15 protein-coding genes are annotated in these 14,239 nt (G+C 63.2%); 8 read left to right on the top strand and 7 right to left on the bottom strand.

Annotated elements, in window-relative coordinates:
* Complete coding sequence (locus tag P3S72_RS16930; protein ID WP_247406856.1) at positions 1-780, top strand: TSUP family transporter; 780 nt, start codon at positions 1-3, stop codon at positions 778-780.
* On the opposite strand, the gene nudC is transcribed toward P3S72_RS16930, so the two are convergent.
* A complete protein-coding gene (nudC, locus tag P3S72_RS16935) occupies positions 748-1,581 on the bottom strand; it encodes an NAD(+) diphosphatase (protein WP_276193225.1) in 834 nt (277 codons plus the stop codon). The genes P3S72_RS16930 and nudC overlap by 33 nt on opposite strands.
* 5 nt (positions 1,582-1,586) lie before the next feature.
* Positions 1,587-2,399 (bottom strand): crotonase/enoyl-CoA hydratase family protein, encoded by an 813-nt coding sequence (locus P3S72_RS16940; RefSeq protein ID WP_276193226.1) that lies wholly within the window; start codon positions 2,397-2,399, stop codon positions 1,587-1,589.
* Positions 2,400-2,603: 204 nt separating this feature from the next.
* Between P3S72_RS16940 and P3S72_RS16945 the strand changes: the two genes are divergently transcribed.
* The 3 genes from P3S72_RS16945 (at position 2,604) to P3S72_RS16955 (ending at position 4,928) form a co-directional block, all read left to right on the top strand.
* Complete coding sequence (locus tag P3S72_RS16945; RefSeq protein ID WP_276193228.1) at positions 2,604-3,158, top strand: UPF0149 family protein; 555 nt, start codon at positions 2,604-2,606, stop codon at positions 3,156-3,158.
* Between the two features lie 91 nt (positions 3,159-3,249).
* Complete coding sequence (aroA, locus tag P3S72_RS16950; protein WP_276193229.1) at positions 3,250-4,506, top strand: 3-phosphoshikimate 1-carboxyvinyltransferase; 1,257 nt, start codon at positions 3,250-3,252, stop codon at positions 4,504-4,506.
* A gap of 32 nt (positions 4,507-4,538) precedes the next feature.
* On the top strand, positions 4,539-4,928 hold the full coding sequence (locus P3S72_RS16955) for a hypothetical protein (protein ID WP_247407964.1): 390 nt from the start codon (positions 4,539-4,541) through the stop codon (positions 4,926-4,928).
* 1 nt (position 4,929) lies between these two features.
* Here the strand turns inward: P3S72_RS16955 and P3S72_RS16960 are convergent, their stop codons facing one another.
* Positions 4,930-5,529 (bottom strand): NAD(P)H-dependent oxidoreductase, encoded by a 600-nt coding sequence (locus tag P3S72_RS16960; RefSeq protein WP_276193230.1) that lies wholly within the window; start codon positions 5,527-5,529, stop codon positions 4,930-4,932.
* A 69-nt stretch (positions 5,530-5,598) separates the two neighbouring features.
* Between P3S72_RS16960 and P3S72_RS16965 the strand changes: the two genes are divergently transcribed.
* A complete protein-coding gene (locus tag P3S72_RS16965) occupies positions 5,599-6,210 on the top strand; it encodes a TetR/AcrR family transcriptional regulator (protein WP_276193231.1) in 612 nt (203 codons plus the stop codon).
* Positions 6,211-6,220: 10 nt separating this feature from the next.
* Here the strand turns inward: P3S72_RS16965 and P3S72_RS16970 are convergent, their stop codons facing one another.
* The 3 genes from P3S72_RS16970 to P3S72_RS16980 are packed head-to-tail and all read right to left on the bottom strand — an operon-like array spanning position 6,221 to position 8,334.
* Positions 6,221-6,898 carry a GNAT family N-acetyltransferase gene (locus P3S72_RS16970; RefSeq protein ID WP_276193232.1) on the bottom strand — a complete coding sequence of 226 codons (678 nt, stop codon included), beginning with the start codon at positions 6,896-6,898 and terminating at the stop codon, positions 6,221-6,223.
* 21 nt (positions 6,899-6,919) lie between these two features.
* A complete protein-coding gene (locus tag P3S72_RS16975) occupies positions 6,920-7,456 on the bottom strand; it encodes an adenylate kinase (RefSeq protein ID WP_276193233.1) in 537 nt (178 codons plus the stop codon).
* Entirely contained in the window at positions 7,453-8,334 is an 882-nt protein-coding gene (locus tag P3S72_RS16980) for a LysR family transcriptional regulator (protein WP_276193234.1), read from the bottom strand. The genes P3S72_RS16975 and P3S72_RS16980 overlap by 4 nt, the downstream gene beginning before the upstream one ends.
* A 112-nt stretch (positions 8,335-8,446) precedes the next feature.
* Between P3S72_RS16980 and P3S72_RS16985 the strand changes: the two genes are divergently transcribed.
* The 3 genes from P3S72_RS16985 (at position 8,447) to P3S72_RS16995 (ending at position 13,045) form a co-directional block, all read left to right on the top strand.
* Positions 8,447-9,649: an MFS transporter gene (locus P3S72_RS16985; RefSeq protein WP_276193235.1), complete on the top strand. Its 1,203-nt coding sequence runs from the start codon at positions 8,447-8,449 to the stop codon at positions 9,647-9,649.
* Between the two features lie 193 nt (positions 9,650-9,842).
* Positions 9,843-10,697 carry a CAP domain-containing protein gene (locus tag P3S72_RS16990; RefSeq protein WP_276193236.1) on the top strand — a complete coding sequence of 285 codons (855 nt, stop codon included), beginning with the start codon at positions 9,843-9,845 and terminating at the stop codon, positions 10,695-10,697.
* Positions 10,698-10,858: 161 nt separating this feature from the next.
* Complete coding sequence (locus P3S72_RS16995; RefSeq protein WP_276193237.1) at positions 10,859-13,045, top strand: GAF domain-containing protein; 2,187 nt, start codon at positions 10,859-10,861, stop codon at positions 13,043-13,045.
* 3 nt (positions 13,046-13,048) lie between these two features.
* Here the strand turns inward: P3S72_RS16995 and P3S72_RS17000 are convergent, their stop codons facing one another.
* Positions 13,049-14,215 (bottom strand): GGDEF domain-containing protein, encoded by a 1,167-nt coding sequence (locus P3S72_RS17000; protein WP_276193238.1) that lies wholly within the window; start codon positions 14,213-14,215, stop codon positions 13,049-13,051.
* Positions 14,216-14,239 lie beyond the last annotated feature (24 nt).

Raw genomic sequence — 14,239 nt, forward strand, 5'->3', positions numbered from 1 at the left:
ATGCCCTTCGAACTCAGCGTAGACCTCACCACCCTCGCCATCCTGGCCGTCGTCGCGTTCATCGCCGGTTTCATCGACGCCATCGCCGGCGGTGGTGGCTTGCTCACCACCCCGGCCCTGCTCACGGCCGGCATGCCGCCCCACCTGGTGCTGGGTACCAACAAACTCAGCTCCACCTTCGGCTCGGCCACCGCCAGCTTCACGTTCTACCGGCGCAAGCTGTTCCACCCGCGCCAGTGGGTACATGCCATCGTCGGTACGTTTGTCGGCGCCCTGGCCGGCGCCATCGTCGCCCACTACCTGCCTGCCGAAACCCTGAACAAGATGCTCCCGGTGATCGTCTTCGGTTGTGGCCTGTACCTGTTGTTCGGCGGCACGCCCAAGGCGCCGCTGGAGGGCGACGCACCGATCAAGAAGAAATGGCAAGCCACCCAAGGCTTCGGCCTGGGCTTCTACGATGGCGTGGCCGGCCCCGGCACCGGCGCGTTCTGGACGGTGAGCACGATGCTGCTGCACCCCATCGACCTGGTCAAAGCCAGCGGCGTGGCGCGCAGCATGAACTTCGTCAGCAACGCGGCGGCGCTGTCGGTGTTTATCATCAACGGCTCGGTGGACTGGATCGTCGGGCTGGCCATGGGCGTTTCGGTGATGGGCGGCGCGTTCTTTGGCGCACGCAGCGCAATCAGCGGCGGCGCCAAATTCATTCGCCCGGTGTTTATCACCGTGGTCCTCGGCCTGACGGTGCGCCTAGCCTGGCAGCACTGGTTCAGCGTGGCCTAAGCGGCGGGCCACGTAGAGGTCGATCAGGTAACGCGCAATCGAGCGTGACGCCGGCAACGGCGGCAGGTCGTGGATGTTGAACCACTGCGCGTCCTCGATCTCATCGGCCTGGGGCACGATATCGCCACCGGCGTACTCGGCATGGAAGCCCAGCATCATCGAATGCGGAAACGGCCAGCATTGGCTGCCCATGTACTGGATATTCCTGACCTCCACCTGCACTTCTTCGCGCACCTCGCGAATCAGGCAGTCTTCGGCCGACTCGCCCGGCTCGGCAAACCCCGCCAGCGTGCTATAGACCCCGGCGACAAAGCGCGGCGAACGCGCCAGCAGGACCTCATCGCCACGGGTAACCAGCACAATCATGCTCGGCGAGATGCGCGGGTAGCTGCGCAGGTCACAGGCCTCGCAGAACATCGCCCGCTCCCGGGGCACCTGGACCATGGCCTGGCCGCAACTGCCGCAAAAACGATGCTCCCGCGCCCAGGTGCCGATCTGCGCGGCGTAGCCCAGCACTTTGTACACGGTGTGATCACCTTGCAGCAGAAAGCCGCGCAGGCCCTGCCAACTGCAACCAGGCACGTCACTGGCGGCGTTGAGTTCCAGCAGGTACACCGGCTCGCCGTCGAGATGGCCAATGCCGTGTTCGGCGAACACGGCCAGGTCCTGGCGCTTGAGCCATTCGCGGGGGAACAGCGGGCCGTTGGCGTCGTGTAAAAAGCCGTCGCGGCTACGGGCGACGGCCAAGCCGCCGGGAGTGTCGGTGTCCAGCAGTGTGGTGGTAATCCAGCCTGGGGTCATGTCAGTCAATCCACGAATTCGGGTTTCTGCTTGCTCATATGGGCCGCGATGGCCACGCGCAGGTCGTTGGATTGCAACATAGCTGCGTTCCAGGTGGCAACGTATTCCAGACCATCATTGACTGTATGGTCACGCATGTAGCTGATCATAGCCTTGGTGCCGGTCACGGCAATCGGCGACTTGGCGGCGATTTCCTGCGCGATTTCCAGTACACCGGCCAACAGGCTTTCCTGATCGGGGTACACGCGATTGACCAGGCCGATGCTGCGCGCTTGCTCGGCGCCGAACTGGCGGCCGGTGTAGGCCAGCTCGCGCAGCATGCCATCGCCGATGATGCGCGGCAGGCGCTGCAGGGTGCCGACGTCGGCGGCCATGCCGATGTCGACTTCCTTAATGGAAAACTGTGCGTCTTCGGCGGCGTAGCGCATGTCGCAGGCGCTGATCAGGTCGATGGCGCCGCCGATGCAGTAGCCCTGGATCGCCGCCAGCACCGGTTTGCGGCAGTTGTCGACGGCGTTGAACGAGGCTTGCAGTTCGAGGATCTTGCGCCGCAGCAGGCGCGCGTTGCGGCCCACGTCCTTACCTAAATCGTTGGCCACCGAGGCCAGCAGCATCAGGTCGATGCCGGACGAGAAATGCTTACCGGCACCGCTGAGCACCACGGCACGCACGGCGTCGGTGTCGTCGACCCACTGGAAGATATCGATGATCTCGGTCCAGAACGCCGCGTTCATGGCGTTGATCTTCTCTGGGCGGTTGATCTGCACATGGGCAACGTTGCCAATGAGTTCGACGACGAAGGCTTGGTATTCGGACATGGCAGTGATCCCTGACTGGCGAGTGATAAGGCCCGAACTATAACAAGGGTGAGCAACGGCGCATCAGCCAAAAACGGGACTGGCAACACTCCTGCGCGGCGGGGTGCCGGCCTTGAAAACGCTGGATAAAAACCGCTTCAGGCGCCATCCTTCGCGCTTTAAGCCGCTGCAGCAGCGGCGCTCGACGTTTAAAGGATACGCCCCATGCTCACCCAACCTCTGGCCCCCGCCGATTTCGACCTGATCGAAGAAACCCTGCTCAAGTACGGTGACGACCACTCGGTACTGAACCTCGCCGAACTCGACGGCTACTTCTGCGCACTGGTGTCCAGCCCGGCACAAGTGGATATCGCCGAGTGGTTCCCGGCCATCTGGGGTGGGCAGAACCCGCAGTGGGAAAGTGCCGAGGAGGCCGAACAGTTCCTCGACCTGTGCGTTCGCCATATGAACAGCCGTGCCGCCCAACTGGCCACCGATGCCGAGGGTTTCCGGGCGCGCTTCGACGACACTGAACATCAGGGCCAGGCCCTGACCCTCGCTGAAGAATGGTGCTTTGGCTATATCCGTGGCGCCGCGATTGGCAAATGGCCTGAACTGCCCGCCGAACAGGCCGCACAGCTGGAGAAAATCTCCTGGTGCGCCGAACAGGACAACTTCGAATTGCCGGCGGACCTCGACGTGCAGGCGCATCAGCAGCGCGTCAGCGAAATCGAACCGGCGGCGCGCGCGCTGCATGATTACTGGCTCGCCAAGCGCTAAGCCTCGACAAGCCTGGCGTATATGCCCGATTATTCGGGTCCGCCCGTCGGCCACTCCGTACCACCTTGCCTTGAATCAGGAGCCTTGTACCTTGAGTTCGCAGAAAACCGTGACCGTTACACCGCCCACTTTCCCCCTCAATGGCAAGGTCGCGCCCCCCGGCTCCAAATCCATCACCAACCGCGCCCTGTTGCTCGCCGCCCTGGCCAAGGGCACCAGCCGCCTCAGCGGCGCACTGAAGAGCGATGACACCCGGCATATGTCGGTGGCCCTGCGCCAGATGGGCGTGACCATCGATGAGCCGGACGACACCACCTTCGTGGTCACGGGCCAAGGCAAGCTGCAATTGCCCGCGCAGCCGCTGTTCCTCGGCAACGCCGGCACCGCGATGCGCTTCCTCACGGCCGCCGTGGCCACCGTGCAAGGCACCGTGGTGCTGGACGGCGACGAGTACATGCGCAAACGCCCGATCGGCCCGCTGCTCGCCACCCTCGGCCAGAACGGCATCCAGGTCGACAGCCCGACCGGTTGCCCGCCGGTCACCGTGCACGGTACGGGCAAGGTCCAGGCCAAGCGCTTTGAGATCGACGGCGGTTTGTCCAGCCAATACGTATCGGCCTTGCTGATGCTCGCGGCCTGCGGCGAAGCGCCGATTGAGGTGGCGCTGACCGGCAAGGACATCGGCGCCCGCGGCTATGTGGACCTGACCCTTGATTGCATGCGGGCATTCGGCGCGCAGGTCGACGTGGTCGACGACACCACTTGGCGCGTCGCCCCAAGCGGCTACACCGCCCATGACTACCTGATCGAACCGGACGCCTCCGCCGCCACCTACCTGTGGGCGGCTGAAGTGCTGACCGGCGGCCACATCGATATCGGCGTCGCCGCGCAACACTTCACCCAGCCGGACGCCAAGGCCCAGGCAGTGATCGCGCAGTTCCCGAACATGCAAGCCACGGTGGTGGGTTCGCAAATGCAGGACGCGATCCCAACGCTCGCCGTTCTGGCCGCGTTTAACAACAGCCCGGTGCGCTTCACCGAACTGGCCAACCTGCGGGTCAAGGAATGTGACCGCGTGCAGGCACTGCACGACGGCCTCAACCAGATCCGCCCAGGCCTGGCCCGCATCGAAGGCGACGACCTGCTGGTGGCCAGCGATCCAGCATTGGCAGGCACCGCGTGCAATGCCCTGATCGACACCCACGCCGACCACCGCATCGCCATGTGCTTCGCCCTGGCTGGGCTGAAGGTCTCGGGTATTCGTATTCAGGACCCGGACTGCGTGGCCAAGACCTATCCTGACTACTGGAAGGCACTGGGCAGCCTGGGTGTTGCCCTGACCTACTGAGTCCACGGCGTCGAGATGGGGAGGGCTTGATTATGACCATTCGCCAACCCTGCCCACCCGGCGCCTGTGTCTGTGATCGCGAACAATTGCTGCAAACCCCAGGCGCGGACCTGCGCATCCTCAACCTGACGCGCCAGGAAGAAAAACGCCTGATCGAACGCCTCGAAGACCTGCAAAGCCTGCAGGATCTGGAACGCATGCAACAGCGGATGTATGCACTATTGGGTATCCGCGTGCATGTCGCGCCGGGGCACACCGAGGTCAAGAGCATGCGCGGGATTCAGATCGTCATCGACGAACTGCCCGGCCTGTGCCGCAAGACCCGGCAATCGATCCCGGCGGCAATTCGCCGAGGCCTGGAGAAACGGCCGGAGATTGCGTATCGCTTGCTCGATGCCCATGACCTGTTTCGCGAAGGGTGAATCACCCGGCGACCGCCGCCCTCTCGAACAACCCCTGCCCCAAGGCATTCGCCGTGCCCAAATGGGCCTGCGCGCCGCCACTCTCCGACTCCAGCAGCAACGCTGACGTCAGCACCTTCGCCCCACAGTAATCAAAGATCCCGTAGTCGATCTGCGTGTGCATGGCCTTGGCATAGCCATGGCGTTCAAACGCGCTTTGATCGGCGGCACCGAGTGCCAATAGGTGGACCTGCAAGTGCCGCAGTTTTTTCACCACCGGAGTGTCAGGGCCGTAGTCGATCGCCCAGCCGTTGACGAACACGCGGTCAACCCAGCCCTTGAGCAGGCCCGGCAGCGACCACCAGTAAATGGGGAACACCAATACCAGGGCGTCGGCGCGGTCGATGCGGGCTTGCTCGGCGAGGACGTCGGCCGGTGGTGCAGCGCGGGTACGGTGTACGCGCTGGTCGGCGGCGCTGTAGCGCGGGTCGAAGCCTTCGGCGGCGAGGTCGGCGATTTCGCACGTATGGCCGGACGCGCTCAGCCCTGCGGCGACTTGCGCGGCCAGGCCGTGGGTGAGGGATTGCGGGTCGTGATGAGCTACAACGATCAGTGCGTGCATGACAGTGACTCCCATTGGGTTTATGCTGGGCTTAAGTTACCTTTGGTAAGTTACTTTTGGTATATAAGCATGTCAAGCAGTCAATCCCCTGCCCCACGTCGCCGCCTGTCGCGTGAAGATCGTCTGCGTCAATTGTTGGACGTGGCCTGGCAACTGGTGCGTGAAGCAGGCACCGAAGCCCTGACCCTCGGCCACCTGGCGGAACGGGCGGGCGTGACCAAGCCGGTGGTCTATGACCATTTCGTTACCCGCGCAGGGTTGCTGGCGGCGCTGTATGAGGATTTCGACGGGCGCCAGAACCAGGTGTTTGCCGACGCGATCGAAGCCAGCAGCCCGACCCTGGAGAATCGCGCGTGGGTGATCGCCTCGTCCTATGTCGATTGCGTGTTACTGCAAGGTCGGGAAATTCCGGGGGTCATTGCAGCGCTGAGCAGTTCGCCGGAGTTGGAAACCCTCAAGCGCAAGTACGAAGCGATCTTTCTCGATAAGTGCCGCAATGCACTGGCCCCGTTTAGCTCCAGCGGTAGCGTGTCCCAGGCAGGTCTGCGGGCCATGCTGGGGGCGGCAGAAGCCCTGTCCCACGCGGCGGCCAGCGGTGAGCTCAGCCGTGAAGAGGCGCAGCAGGAGTTGTTGGCGACCATTCTGGCGATGGTCAATCGTGGGGCACGCAGCGGCAGGTGAAAGGCTTTTTTCAGCCTCGCCCCTGCACAAACAGCCGGACCTTATGCGCCAGTTGATCCAAGTGCCGGTCGCGCTGCTTCTCGGCATCAACCATGGCGCGTTTGCCGTGTTTTTGCAGCAGGTAGGTGTGAATCTGCCGCACCTCCAATGAGCTATAGATGGAGGCCACGTCCAGCACGCCCATCAAGCCATCGGTGGCGTAGTCGCGGGTGTTCATCAGCACCTGCGTGCCGCGTGCGCCGCGCACCTGAAAGCCCATCGCCGCGAAGGCCGGGACTTTTTCCACGGCGCACGCCAATTCGGCGTGAGGGTAACGCGCCAATAGGTCTTGCATCATTCCCCGCGCCACGCCCTGGCGCCTGAAGCCTGCCTGTACGGCCATGAACGCCACACCACAGGCGTCAGGGTCGTCCTTGACCGGCAAGTACAGCAAAAAGCCAATGACGTGGTCCGGGTCTTGCGCAGACGTCGCGACGATCAGTTCGACCGCGATCCCCTTCGACCCGTCCAGCGCCTGCAGGTACAAATGCACCTCAAAGCCGATGGCATATTGGTAAATGTTGTAGAGCAGGTTACTCGGCGGCAAAGCGACGCTGCTGATGTCGGTGAGGTTGTCCACCACCATCTGCAGGATCTGGCTGTTGATCGGCTCGGGGCACGGCGTGGTGTAGCGGGTAAGGCTGAACATGCAAATTCCTGGGGTTTCGCGTCAAGGCAGGCGCGATTGTACCTGTTGCAGCAGGTTCGGGATCGATAGGCTGCCATCCACCCGCACAGACGGCTGTCGCAACTGCGCAAACCACGCTTCATGGCGCGGCCGGCTGCGCCCGGCAAATGCGGCAGTTTCATAACCGGCGACCCATGCCATAAACGCCTGGTGGGTCGCATACATATCGCCCTGAGGCAGAATGCGCGCACCAAAGCGCTGGGTTTCCCGCGCCTTGACCCGCGCGAGCCGCACAGCGGTCGCGGTGTCGACAAACACCACCAAGCCAACGTCTTTAATCACGTCATCGCCCCAGCCATCCAAAGACCCCGACAACACCCACCGCCCGTCAGCCAACGCCTGTTCGAGCCGGCTGACACGCTCGTTCGGCGGACGTGCTTGCGTATACGGCGGATCGCTGGGGTACCAGTAATAGTCGTCGACATCAAAATGCGGCAGTTGCAGGGCAGACGCCAGCGCCCTACCCAAGGTGGTGACACCCGCGCCTGCTGCGCCGGTCAGATAGATTCGCAACGTCATTGCCCACAGACCTCGCGCAAACAGCCGCGCAGCCAACGATGGGCCAGGTCGGCGTCCAACCGTGGGTGCCAGAGCATTGCCACGGTGAATGCGGGTAACGACACCGGCAGCGCAAAACAGAACAGGTCGCGGCGGTCTGGGGTATAGCGTTCGGGCACTGAGGCAATCAGGTCGGTGTTGCGGGCCAAGGCGATGGCGCTGGAAAAACTCGCGACGATGCTGCCGATCTGCCGCGTCAGGCCTTGGGCTTCGAGGGCGTCGTCGATCTGGCCACGGTCCTGGCCGCGACGGGACACGTAGATGTGTCGGCCCTCGGCAAACCGTGCAGCGCTGACGTCGCCCTGGCTCAGGGGATGGTCGCTGCGCACTACGCCAATCAGGCGATCACGAAACAGCGCCTGGGTCAGCACTTCGGGGCTGGCCGTGGGGTCGACCACGCCGACTTCCAGGTCGACGCTGCCTTCGCGCAGTGGCGCATTGTCTTTGTCGGTCTTATTGACGAAACGCAGGCGCACGCCGGGGGCGTCCTTGGCAATACGGTCGAGCAGCGCCGGGCCGAAGCGTTCAACGAATTCGTCGCTGGTGCGCAGGGTGAAGGTACGCAACACCTGGGCCATCGCCAGAGCTTGCGCCGGGCGCAACACGGCCTGGGCGTCCTGCACCAGCCGACTGACCTGTTTGCGCAACTCCAACGCCCGTGGCGTCGGCACCAGGCCACGGCCAGCGCGGACCAGCAACGGGTCGCCGGTGGTGTCACGCAAGCGCGCCAGCGCCCGGCTCATGGCCGAAGGGCTCAACCGCAAGCGCTTGGCCGCGCGGGCGACGCTGCCTTCGGCGAGTAATACATCCAGGGTGATCAGCAAGTTGAGGTCGGGCATCAGCACTCCATATCAGGCGTCACATGCAGGTATTTAGTGCAACTCATGCGCCTTCCGCCATGTTAGGCGACACCGTAGATTTGTGACAGTTGCGTTCATTCAAGGAATCTCCATGCACACCTCCTCACGCGGCGGTCTTGTCAGCCTGTCCCTGTCCATGTTGCTGGCCGCCCTTGGTACCAGCATCGCCAATGTCGGCCTGCCTAGCCTCACGCAGACATTCAATGCGTCCTTTCACGCGACGCAATGGGTGGTGCTGGCCTACCTGCTGGCGATCACGGCGGTCATTGTCAGTGCGGGGCGCTTGGGCGATCGGCTGGGGCGACGGCGGCTGTTGATTGCCGGGTTGCTGCTGTTTGCGTTGGCCTGTGGGTTATGCGGTGCCGCGCCGTCCCTGCCTTGGCTGATTGCAGCGCGCACCCTGCAAGGCCTGGGTGCAGCGATCATGATGGCAATGACATTGGCGATGGTGGGCGACACCGTCACCCGAGCGCGTACCGCACGCGTGATGGGTTTGCTCGGCACGATGTCGGCCGTCGGCACCGCCATGGGCCCCGGCGTGGGCGGCCTGTTGCTCAGTGCGTGGGGCTGGCGGGCGCTGTTTCTGGTGGGTGCGCCTTTGGGGTTGCTGGCGGCCGCCCTCGCCTGTCGTTACTTACCCGTTGATCAGCCACCGGTACCGTTAGCCACCGGCGCGCGCTTTTGGCGGTCATTGCAGTCGGCATCATTGCGCGCCGGCCTGGCGATGAGCGCGTTGGTGTCTGCGGTCATCATGGCCACCTTTGTGGTCGGGCCGTTCTACTTGTCCCGTGGATTGGATCTCGATCCGGCCGCGATGGGCCTGGCAATGGCCGTCGGCCCCGGTGTGGCGGCGGTCACAGGCATTCCGGCGGGGCGCCTGACTGAGCGGCTTGGCAGCCAACCCGCGACGCTCACGGGGCTGGCCGTCATGGCCAGCGGCGCCCTGTCGCTGTGCCTGACATCCGGGCTGGTCACTTACCTTGGCTCACTGATCACGCTGACGGCGGGCTACAGCCTCTTCCAGGCCGCCAACAACACGGCGGTGATGAGCGCGGTCGATGCAGCACACCGAGGCACGGTCTCGGGCGTGTTGAACCTGTCACGCAACCTTGGCCTGATTTTCGGAGCGTCGGTATTGGGCGCGATGTTCGCCTGGACAACCCCCGATCTCACCCAGGCCACGCCTCAATCCGTGGCTGATGGCCTGCACGCCACCTTTGCCCTGGCATTCGGTTTGATCCTGCTTGCCACCGCCATGGCGTGGCAGCGACAGAACCGGTGTCGGCCGACGTGAACCGAACATCGTCGGCTATGGCACGGTGATCATCCTCACCTTATCCGCGCGGCAGTGGGTGGCCTTCGCCTTGTGCGACCAGGTCCGTAAACATTCGCCATTCATGAACTGAGGAAAAAAGTTCGGACCAACGGGTGCATGGACGCACCTACATCGCGCATCATGGGCGCTTTCAAGCTCAAGGGTAACGTCCATGCGCGTGCTGTCACTGATGATGAGTCTGACGACGCTGGCCGCCAGCCTGGTGTACTGCGCCAGCGCAATGGCGAATGAAGAAAGTCAGTTGGTGCAACAGATCAACACTTACCGCAGCCAGGTACAACGCTGCGGCGACCAAGGCTCTCAGGAACTGCCACCGCTGGCCAGCGATACGCGCCTGGTGCTGCCGGCCAGCAACGTCGGCGACTTGCAGCAGGCCTTGGCCCGGGCGGCGTACCCGATGGTCAACGTACAGGCAATCAGCCTGTCCGGCCCCAAGGATGCGCTGGCCGCCATGAAAGCCGTGCGCGAGAGTTTCTGCCGCGTGGTGCTGGACCCGCAATTCGTCGATATCGGCGTGAGCAACAGCGGCCAGGACTGGCGCATCGTGCTCGCCCGCCCGCTGTTATCCAGCGGCCTGGGCGATTGGCAGACCGAAGGCAAGCAACTGCTGAACCTGATCAACGCCGCCCGTACACAACCGCGCCAGTGTGGGCCCCAGGCGTTTACCGCCACCACGCCACTGTCGTGGAGCGACACCTTGGCCAGCGCCGCCAACAGCCACACACGCAACATGGCCAATGGCAATTTCTTCGACCATCTGGACCACGACGGGCGCACCCCAGGTGACCGCGCCGAGCTGGCCGGGTACAGCGCGAAGAACATCGGCGAAAACATCGCGGCCGGCCTCGACACCCCGCGCAAGGTGGTGGACGGCTGGCTCGCCAGCCCCGGCCATTGCGCCAACCTGATGAACCCGCAGTTTCGTGAATTGGGCGCCGCCTATGCCATGGACCCGAAAAGCGATGCCGGCATTTATTGGACGGGGGTCTTCGGCACACAACAATAAGTGGACACCGGCGATGGATATCTATCCAGATGAATGGAGCATCAAAATGCCATCTCAGGGATAATTGCGCTGAACTGGGAGCAATCATTCCGGTCTGTAGCTTGTTAGCTTGACCGCTTCAGGTATCCAAAACAGACCGTGGCAAACAAGGTGTTCACCCGATGATGAATTGGCTGCAAAGCAGCAGCGACATGGCCGAGCGGGTACGCCAGCACGATTGGGCCAATACGCCCCTGGGGCCGCTGGAACACTGGCCGGATGTGCTCAAGACCACCGTGGCGCTGTGCTTTGCCTCAAGTTTCCCCCAGGCCATCGTGTGGGGGCCTCAACTGACGACCCTCTATAACGACGCGTTCATCCCGATCCTGGGCAATAAACCCAATGCCCTGGGCCGTCCGTTCAGCGAGATCTGGAGCGAAGTATGGGACACCATCAGCCCCATCGCCGATGCGGCCTTCCAGGGCCATGCGACCTACATCGAACACTTCCCCCTGATAATCGAACGTGGCGCGGCGCCGGAACAGGCGTACTTCACGTTCTGCTATAGCCCGATCCGCGACCCGCAGGGCCAGGTCGTCGGTCTGCTCGACACCGTGACCGAAACCACGGCCACGGTGTTCCTTTCGCGCCGCCTTGCCGTGCTGGATACCATCAGCAGCACGGTGGCGAACGCCGCCGATGCCGAAGCCATCATGACCGCCACCACCCGCCTGCTGGCGCAGCATCTGCAGGTGTCCATCTGCGCTTACGCCGATATGGACGCCGATGAAGACGGCTTTACCATCCGTGACAACTGGACGGCCCCCGGCTCCCCCAGCATCGTGGGCCACTACCACCTGCAAGCCTTCGGGCAAACCGCAGTCAACTGCCTGCGAGCAGGTGAGCCGCTGGTGATCGGCAACAACCTGCTCGAACTGCCTCCGCAAGAAGCCATGACGTTCCAAGCCCTGGGCGCCACCGCCACGATCTGCATGCCGCTGATCAAAGACGGTCGCCTCACCGCACTGATGACGGTTCACAGCAAAACGCAGCGGACCTGGTCGCCGTATGACCTGGCACTGTTGGGTGAAGTCACCGAACGGTCCTGGGCCCACATCGAACGGGTGCGCGCCAACGCCGCCGTGCGCGAGGGGTTGGCGGCCTTTACCGAATTGAACGCCACCCTCGAGCAGCGCGTGGAGGAACGCACCACGGCGCTGGCCCAGGCCGAAGCGGCACTGCGTCAATCGCAGAAACTCGAAGCCATCGGCCAATTGACCGGCGGCGTGGCCCATGACTTCAACAACCTGCTGACCATCATTCGTTCGTCGGTGGATTTTTTGCGCCAACCCGGGCTGTCCGAAGAGCGGCGCCAACGCTACATGTGCGCGGTGTCCGACACCGTCGAGCGCGCCAGCAAGTTGACCAGCCAGTTACTCGCGTTTGCGCGCCGCCAACCGCTGAACCCGGAAGTCTTCGATGTGGCGCAGCGGGTCAAAAACATTGGCGAGATGCTCGACAGTGTCACCGGCGCACGCATTCAGGTGCAGGTCCAATTGCCCGAGCGGCCGTGCCACGTCCGGGTCGACTCAGGCCAGTTCGAAACCGCGCTGATCAATATCGCGCTCAACGCCCGCGATGCCATGGACGGCCAGGGCACCCTGACCCTGCGCGTCGCCACGGCGGACGCGCTGCCGCGTATCCGTGGTGATGCCGAAGCTCGCCAGCCGTTTGTCACGGTGGTCCTGGCCGACACCGGCAGCGGTATTGCGGCTGAGACGTTCGAACGCATTTTCGAGCCCTTCTTCACCACCAAGGCCATGGGCAAAGGTACCGGCCTGGGGTTGTCGCAGGTGTTCGGCTTCGCCAAGCAGTCCGGCGGCAACGTCGACGTGGCCAGCCGTCTTGGCCAGGGCACGGTGTTTACCCTGTACCTGCCCGAGGTTGAACCGCAGGACACCCGGTGCGAGCCCTGCCCCAGGGACCAGGCACCTGTTCACGGTACGAGCCTGCACAACATCCTTGTCGTGGAAGACAACCTGGAGGTAGGCCGTTTCGCCAACCAGATTCTCCAGGACCTCGGTTACCAGACCACCTGGGCGACCGATGCCGAACAGGCACTGGCGCTGGTCGGTCCGGACGCCACGGGGTTCGACGCGATTTTCTCAGACGTGGTGATGCCGGGCATGACGGGCGTGGCGATGGCCAAGGTTCTACGCCAACGTCGCGCCGACCTGCCGGTGGTGCTCACTTCAGGCTATAGCGAAGAACTGGCGGAAAGCGGCTACGAGGGGTTCGAGTTCCTGGCCAAGCCCTACTCCGCCGACCAGGTGGCGCGGGCGCTGGCGAAGGTCTTGTTGAGGGACTGAGCCTTACTGCGCCACGGCCACTTGATTGCGGCCAAGGGCCTTGGCGCGATAGAGCGCCTTGTCGGCGCTATTCATCAGCGCGTGCAAGTCCTCATCCTGAGTATGCGTCGACGCCACGCCGAGGCTGGCGGTCAGGCCCTGTACAGGTTCGAACACCATACCGGAGATAGCCTTGATCAGTTCCTCAGCGATACTCCGAGCGGTTTCCAGCGACGTATTGGGCAGCAACACCGCAAACTCCTCGCCCCCCAAGCGGCCAAAGACATCGGCCTGGCGAAACGACGCGCAGATCACTCCGCCGATCTGCCGCAGCACCTGGTCACCGGCCTGATGACCGTAGGTATCGTTGATTTGCTTGAAGTGATCCATGTCCATCATCAACGCGCACAGCGGTTGTTGGTTGAGGCGACACTGGGTGTACAACGACTGCGCATGCTCGAAAAACGCACGGCGGTTCATCAGCCCGGTGAGTTCATCGGTCTGTGCGGCATGCGTTGAAATAGTGTGGGCGCGTTCCATTTGCCGAGTCAGGCGGAAGGCTGTTTCCAGGGCATCGGATAACTTGCGCGTGGCGCTGACCACAAACGAAGAAAACACCAGCACTGCAATCGCCACCCCGCCCAGCATCGACGACGGCTGAAACAGCAGCCACAGCGTGCACGGCAGCAGCACCAGGCCCATGGACACCATCGTCATGTAGCGATAGGCCGAATAGCACGACACAGCGCTGACAGACATGCCCACGGTAAACAGTATCACCAGCACTTGGGACATCCGGTCGTCACTGGGCATCACCGCAAACGCACCAGCGCCCCAGATGCTGGCGGACAGCATCAAGGTGATCCAGTAACGGCGCTCCCAGCGTTCCGGCGTGCGCTCGCTGTTGGGGCTGCGAAACCACTCCAGGAACATTTTCACCCGCAGCAGCGATGATGCACCCAGCAGCACCAGCCATACCTGCATGACGTGGTGGTCAAAACGATCCCAGCACAGCCAGCAGAGCATCGCCGCCGCAAAAAAGCTGCCGAGAATGGCGGCAAATGACTGACGAAACAACTGGTGCAAACGGTCGGTTCGCACCTGCTCTTCTATAACGCAATCCTGGTCTTGCTTGTGCCCAAGGCCATTCATGAAATCCGCCTGATTCGACTGCCGCGACAAAGGCGCCATTGTGGCACCCTGCCACTAGCGCGG

The organism is Pseudomonas sp. D3, assembly GCF_029320995.1.
In the GTDB taxonomy this organism is placed as follows: Bacteria; Pseudomonadota; Gammaproteobacteria; order Pseudomonadales; family Pseudomonadaceae; genus Aquipseudomonas; species Aquipseudomonas paraveronii.

Coding starts and splice junctions, on each gene's coding strand:
- P3S72_RS16965 (WP_276193231.1), top strand. CDS start 5,599: ATGTCAAGCAGTCAATCCCCTGCCCCACGTCGCCGCCTGTCGCGTGAA.
- P3S72_RS16945 (WP_276193228.1), top strand. CDS start 2,604: ATGCTCACCCAACCTCTGGCCCCCGCCGATTTCGACCTGATCGAAGAA.
- P3S72_RS16995 (WP_276193237.1), top strand. CDS start 10,859: ATGATGAATTGGCTGCAAAGCAGCAGCGACATGGCCGAGCGGGTACGC.
- P3S72_RS16975 (WP_276193233.1), bottom strand. CDS start 7,456: ATGACGTTGCGAATCTATCTGACCGGCGCAGCAGGCGCGGGTGTCACC.
- nudC (WP_276193225.1), bottom strand. CDS start 1,581: ATGACCCCAGGCTGGATTACCACCACACTGCTGGACACCGACACTCCC.
- P3S72_RS16955 (WP_247407964.1), top strand. CDS start 4,539: ATGACCATTCGCCAACCCTGCCCACCCGGCGCCTGTGTCTGTGATCGC.
- P3S72_RS16970 (WP_276193232.1), bottom strand. CDS start 6,898: ATGTTCAGCCTTACCCGCTACACCACGCCGTGCCCCGAGCCGATCAAC.
- P3S72_RS16980 (WP_276193234.1), bottom strand. CDS start 8,334: ATGCCCGACCTCAACTTGCTGATCACCCTGGATGTATTACTCGCCGAA.
- P3S72_RS17000 (WP_276193238.1), bottom strand. CDS start 14,215: ATGGCGCCTTTGTCGCGGCAGTCGAATCAGGCGGATTTCATGAATGGC.
- P3S72_RS16985 (WP_276193235.1), top strand. CDS start 8,447: ATGCACACCTCCTCACGCGGCGGTCTTGTCAGCCTGTCCCTGTCCATG.
- P3S72_RS16960 (WP_276193230.1), bottom strand. CDS start 5,529: ATGCACGCACTGATCGTTGTAGCTCATCACGACCCGCAATCCCTCACC.
- P3S72_RS16990 (WP_276193236.1), top strand. CDS start 9,843: ATGCGCGTGCTGTCACTGATGATGAGTCTGACGACGCTGGCCGCCAGC.
- P3S72_RS16940 (WP_276193226.1), bottom strand. CDS start 2,399: ATGTCCGAATACCAAGCCTTCGTCGTCGAACTCATTGGCAACGTTGCC.
- P3S72_RS16930 (WP_247406856.1), top strand. CDS start 1: ATGCCCTTCGAACTCAGCGTAGACCTCACCACCCTCGCCATCCTGGCC.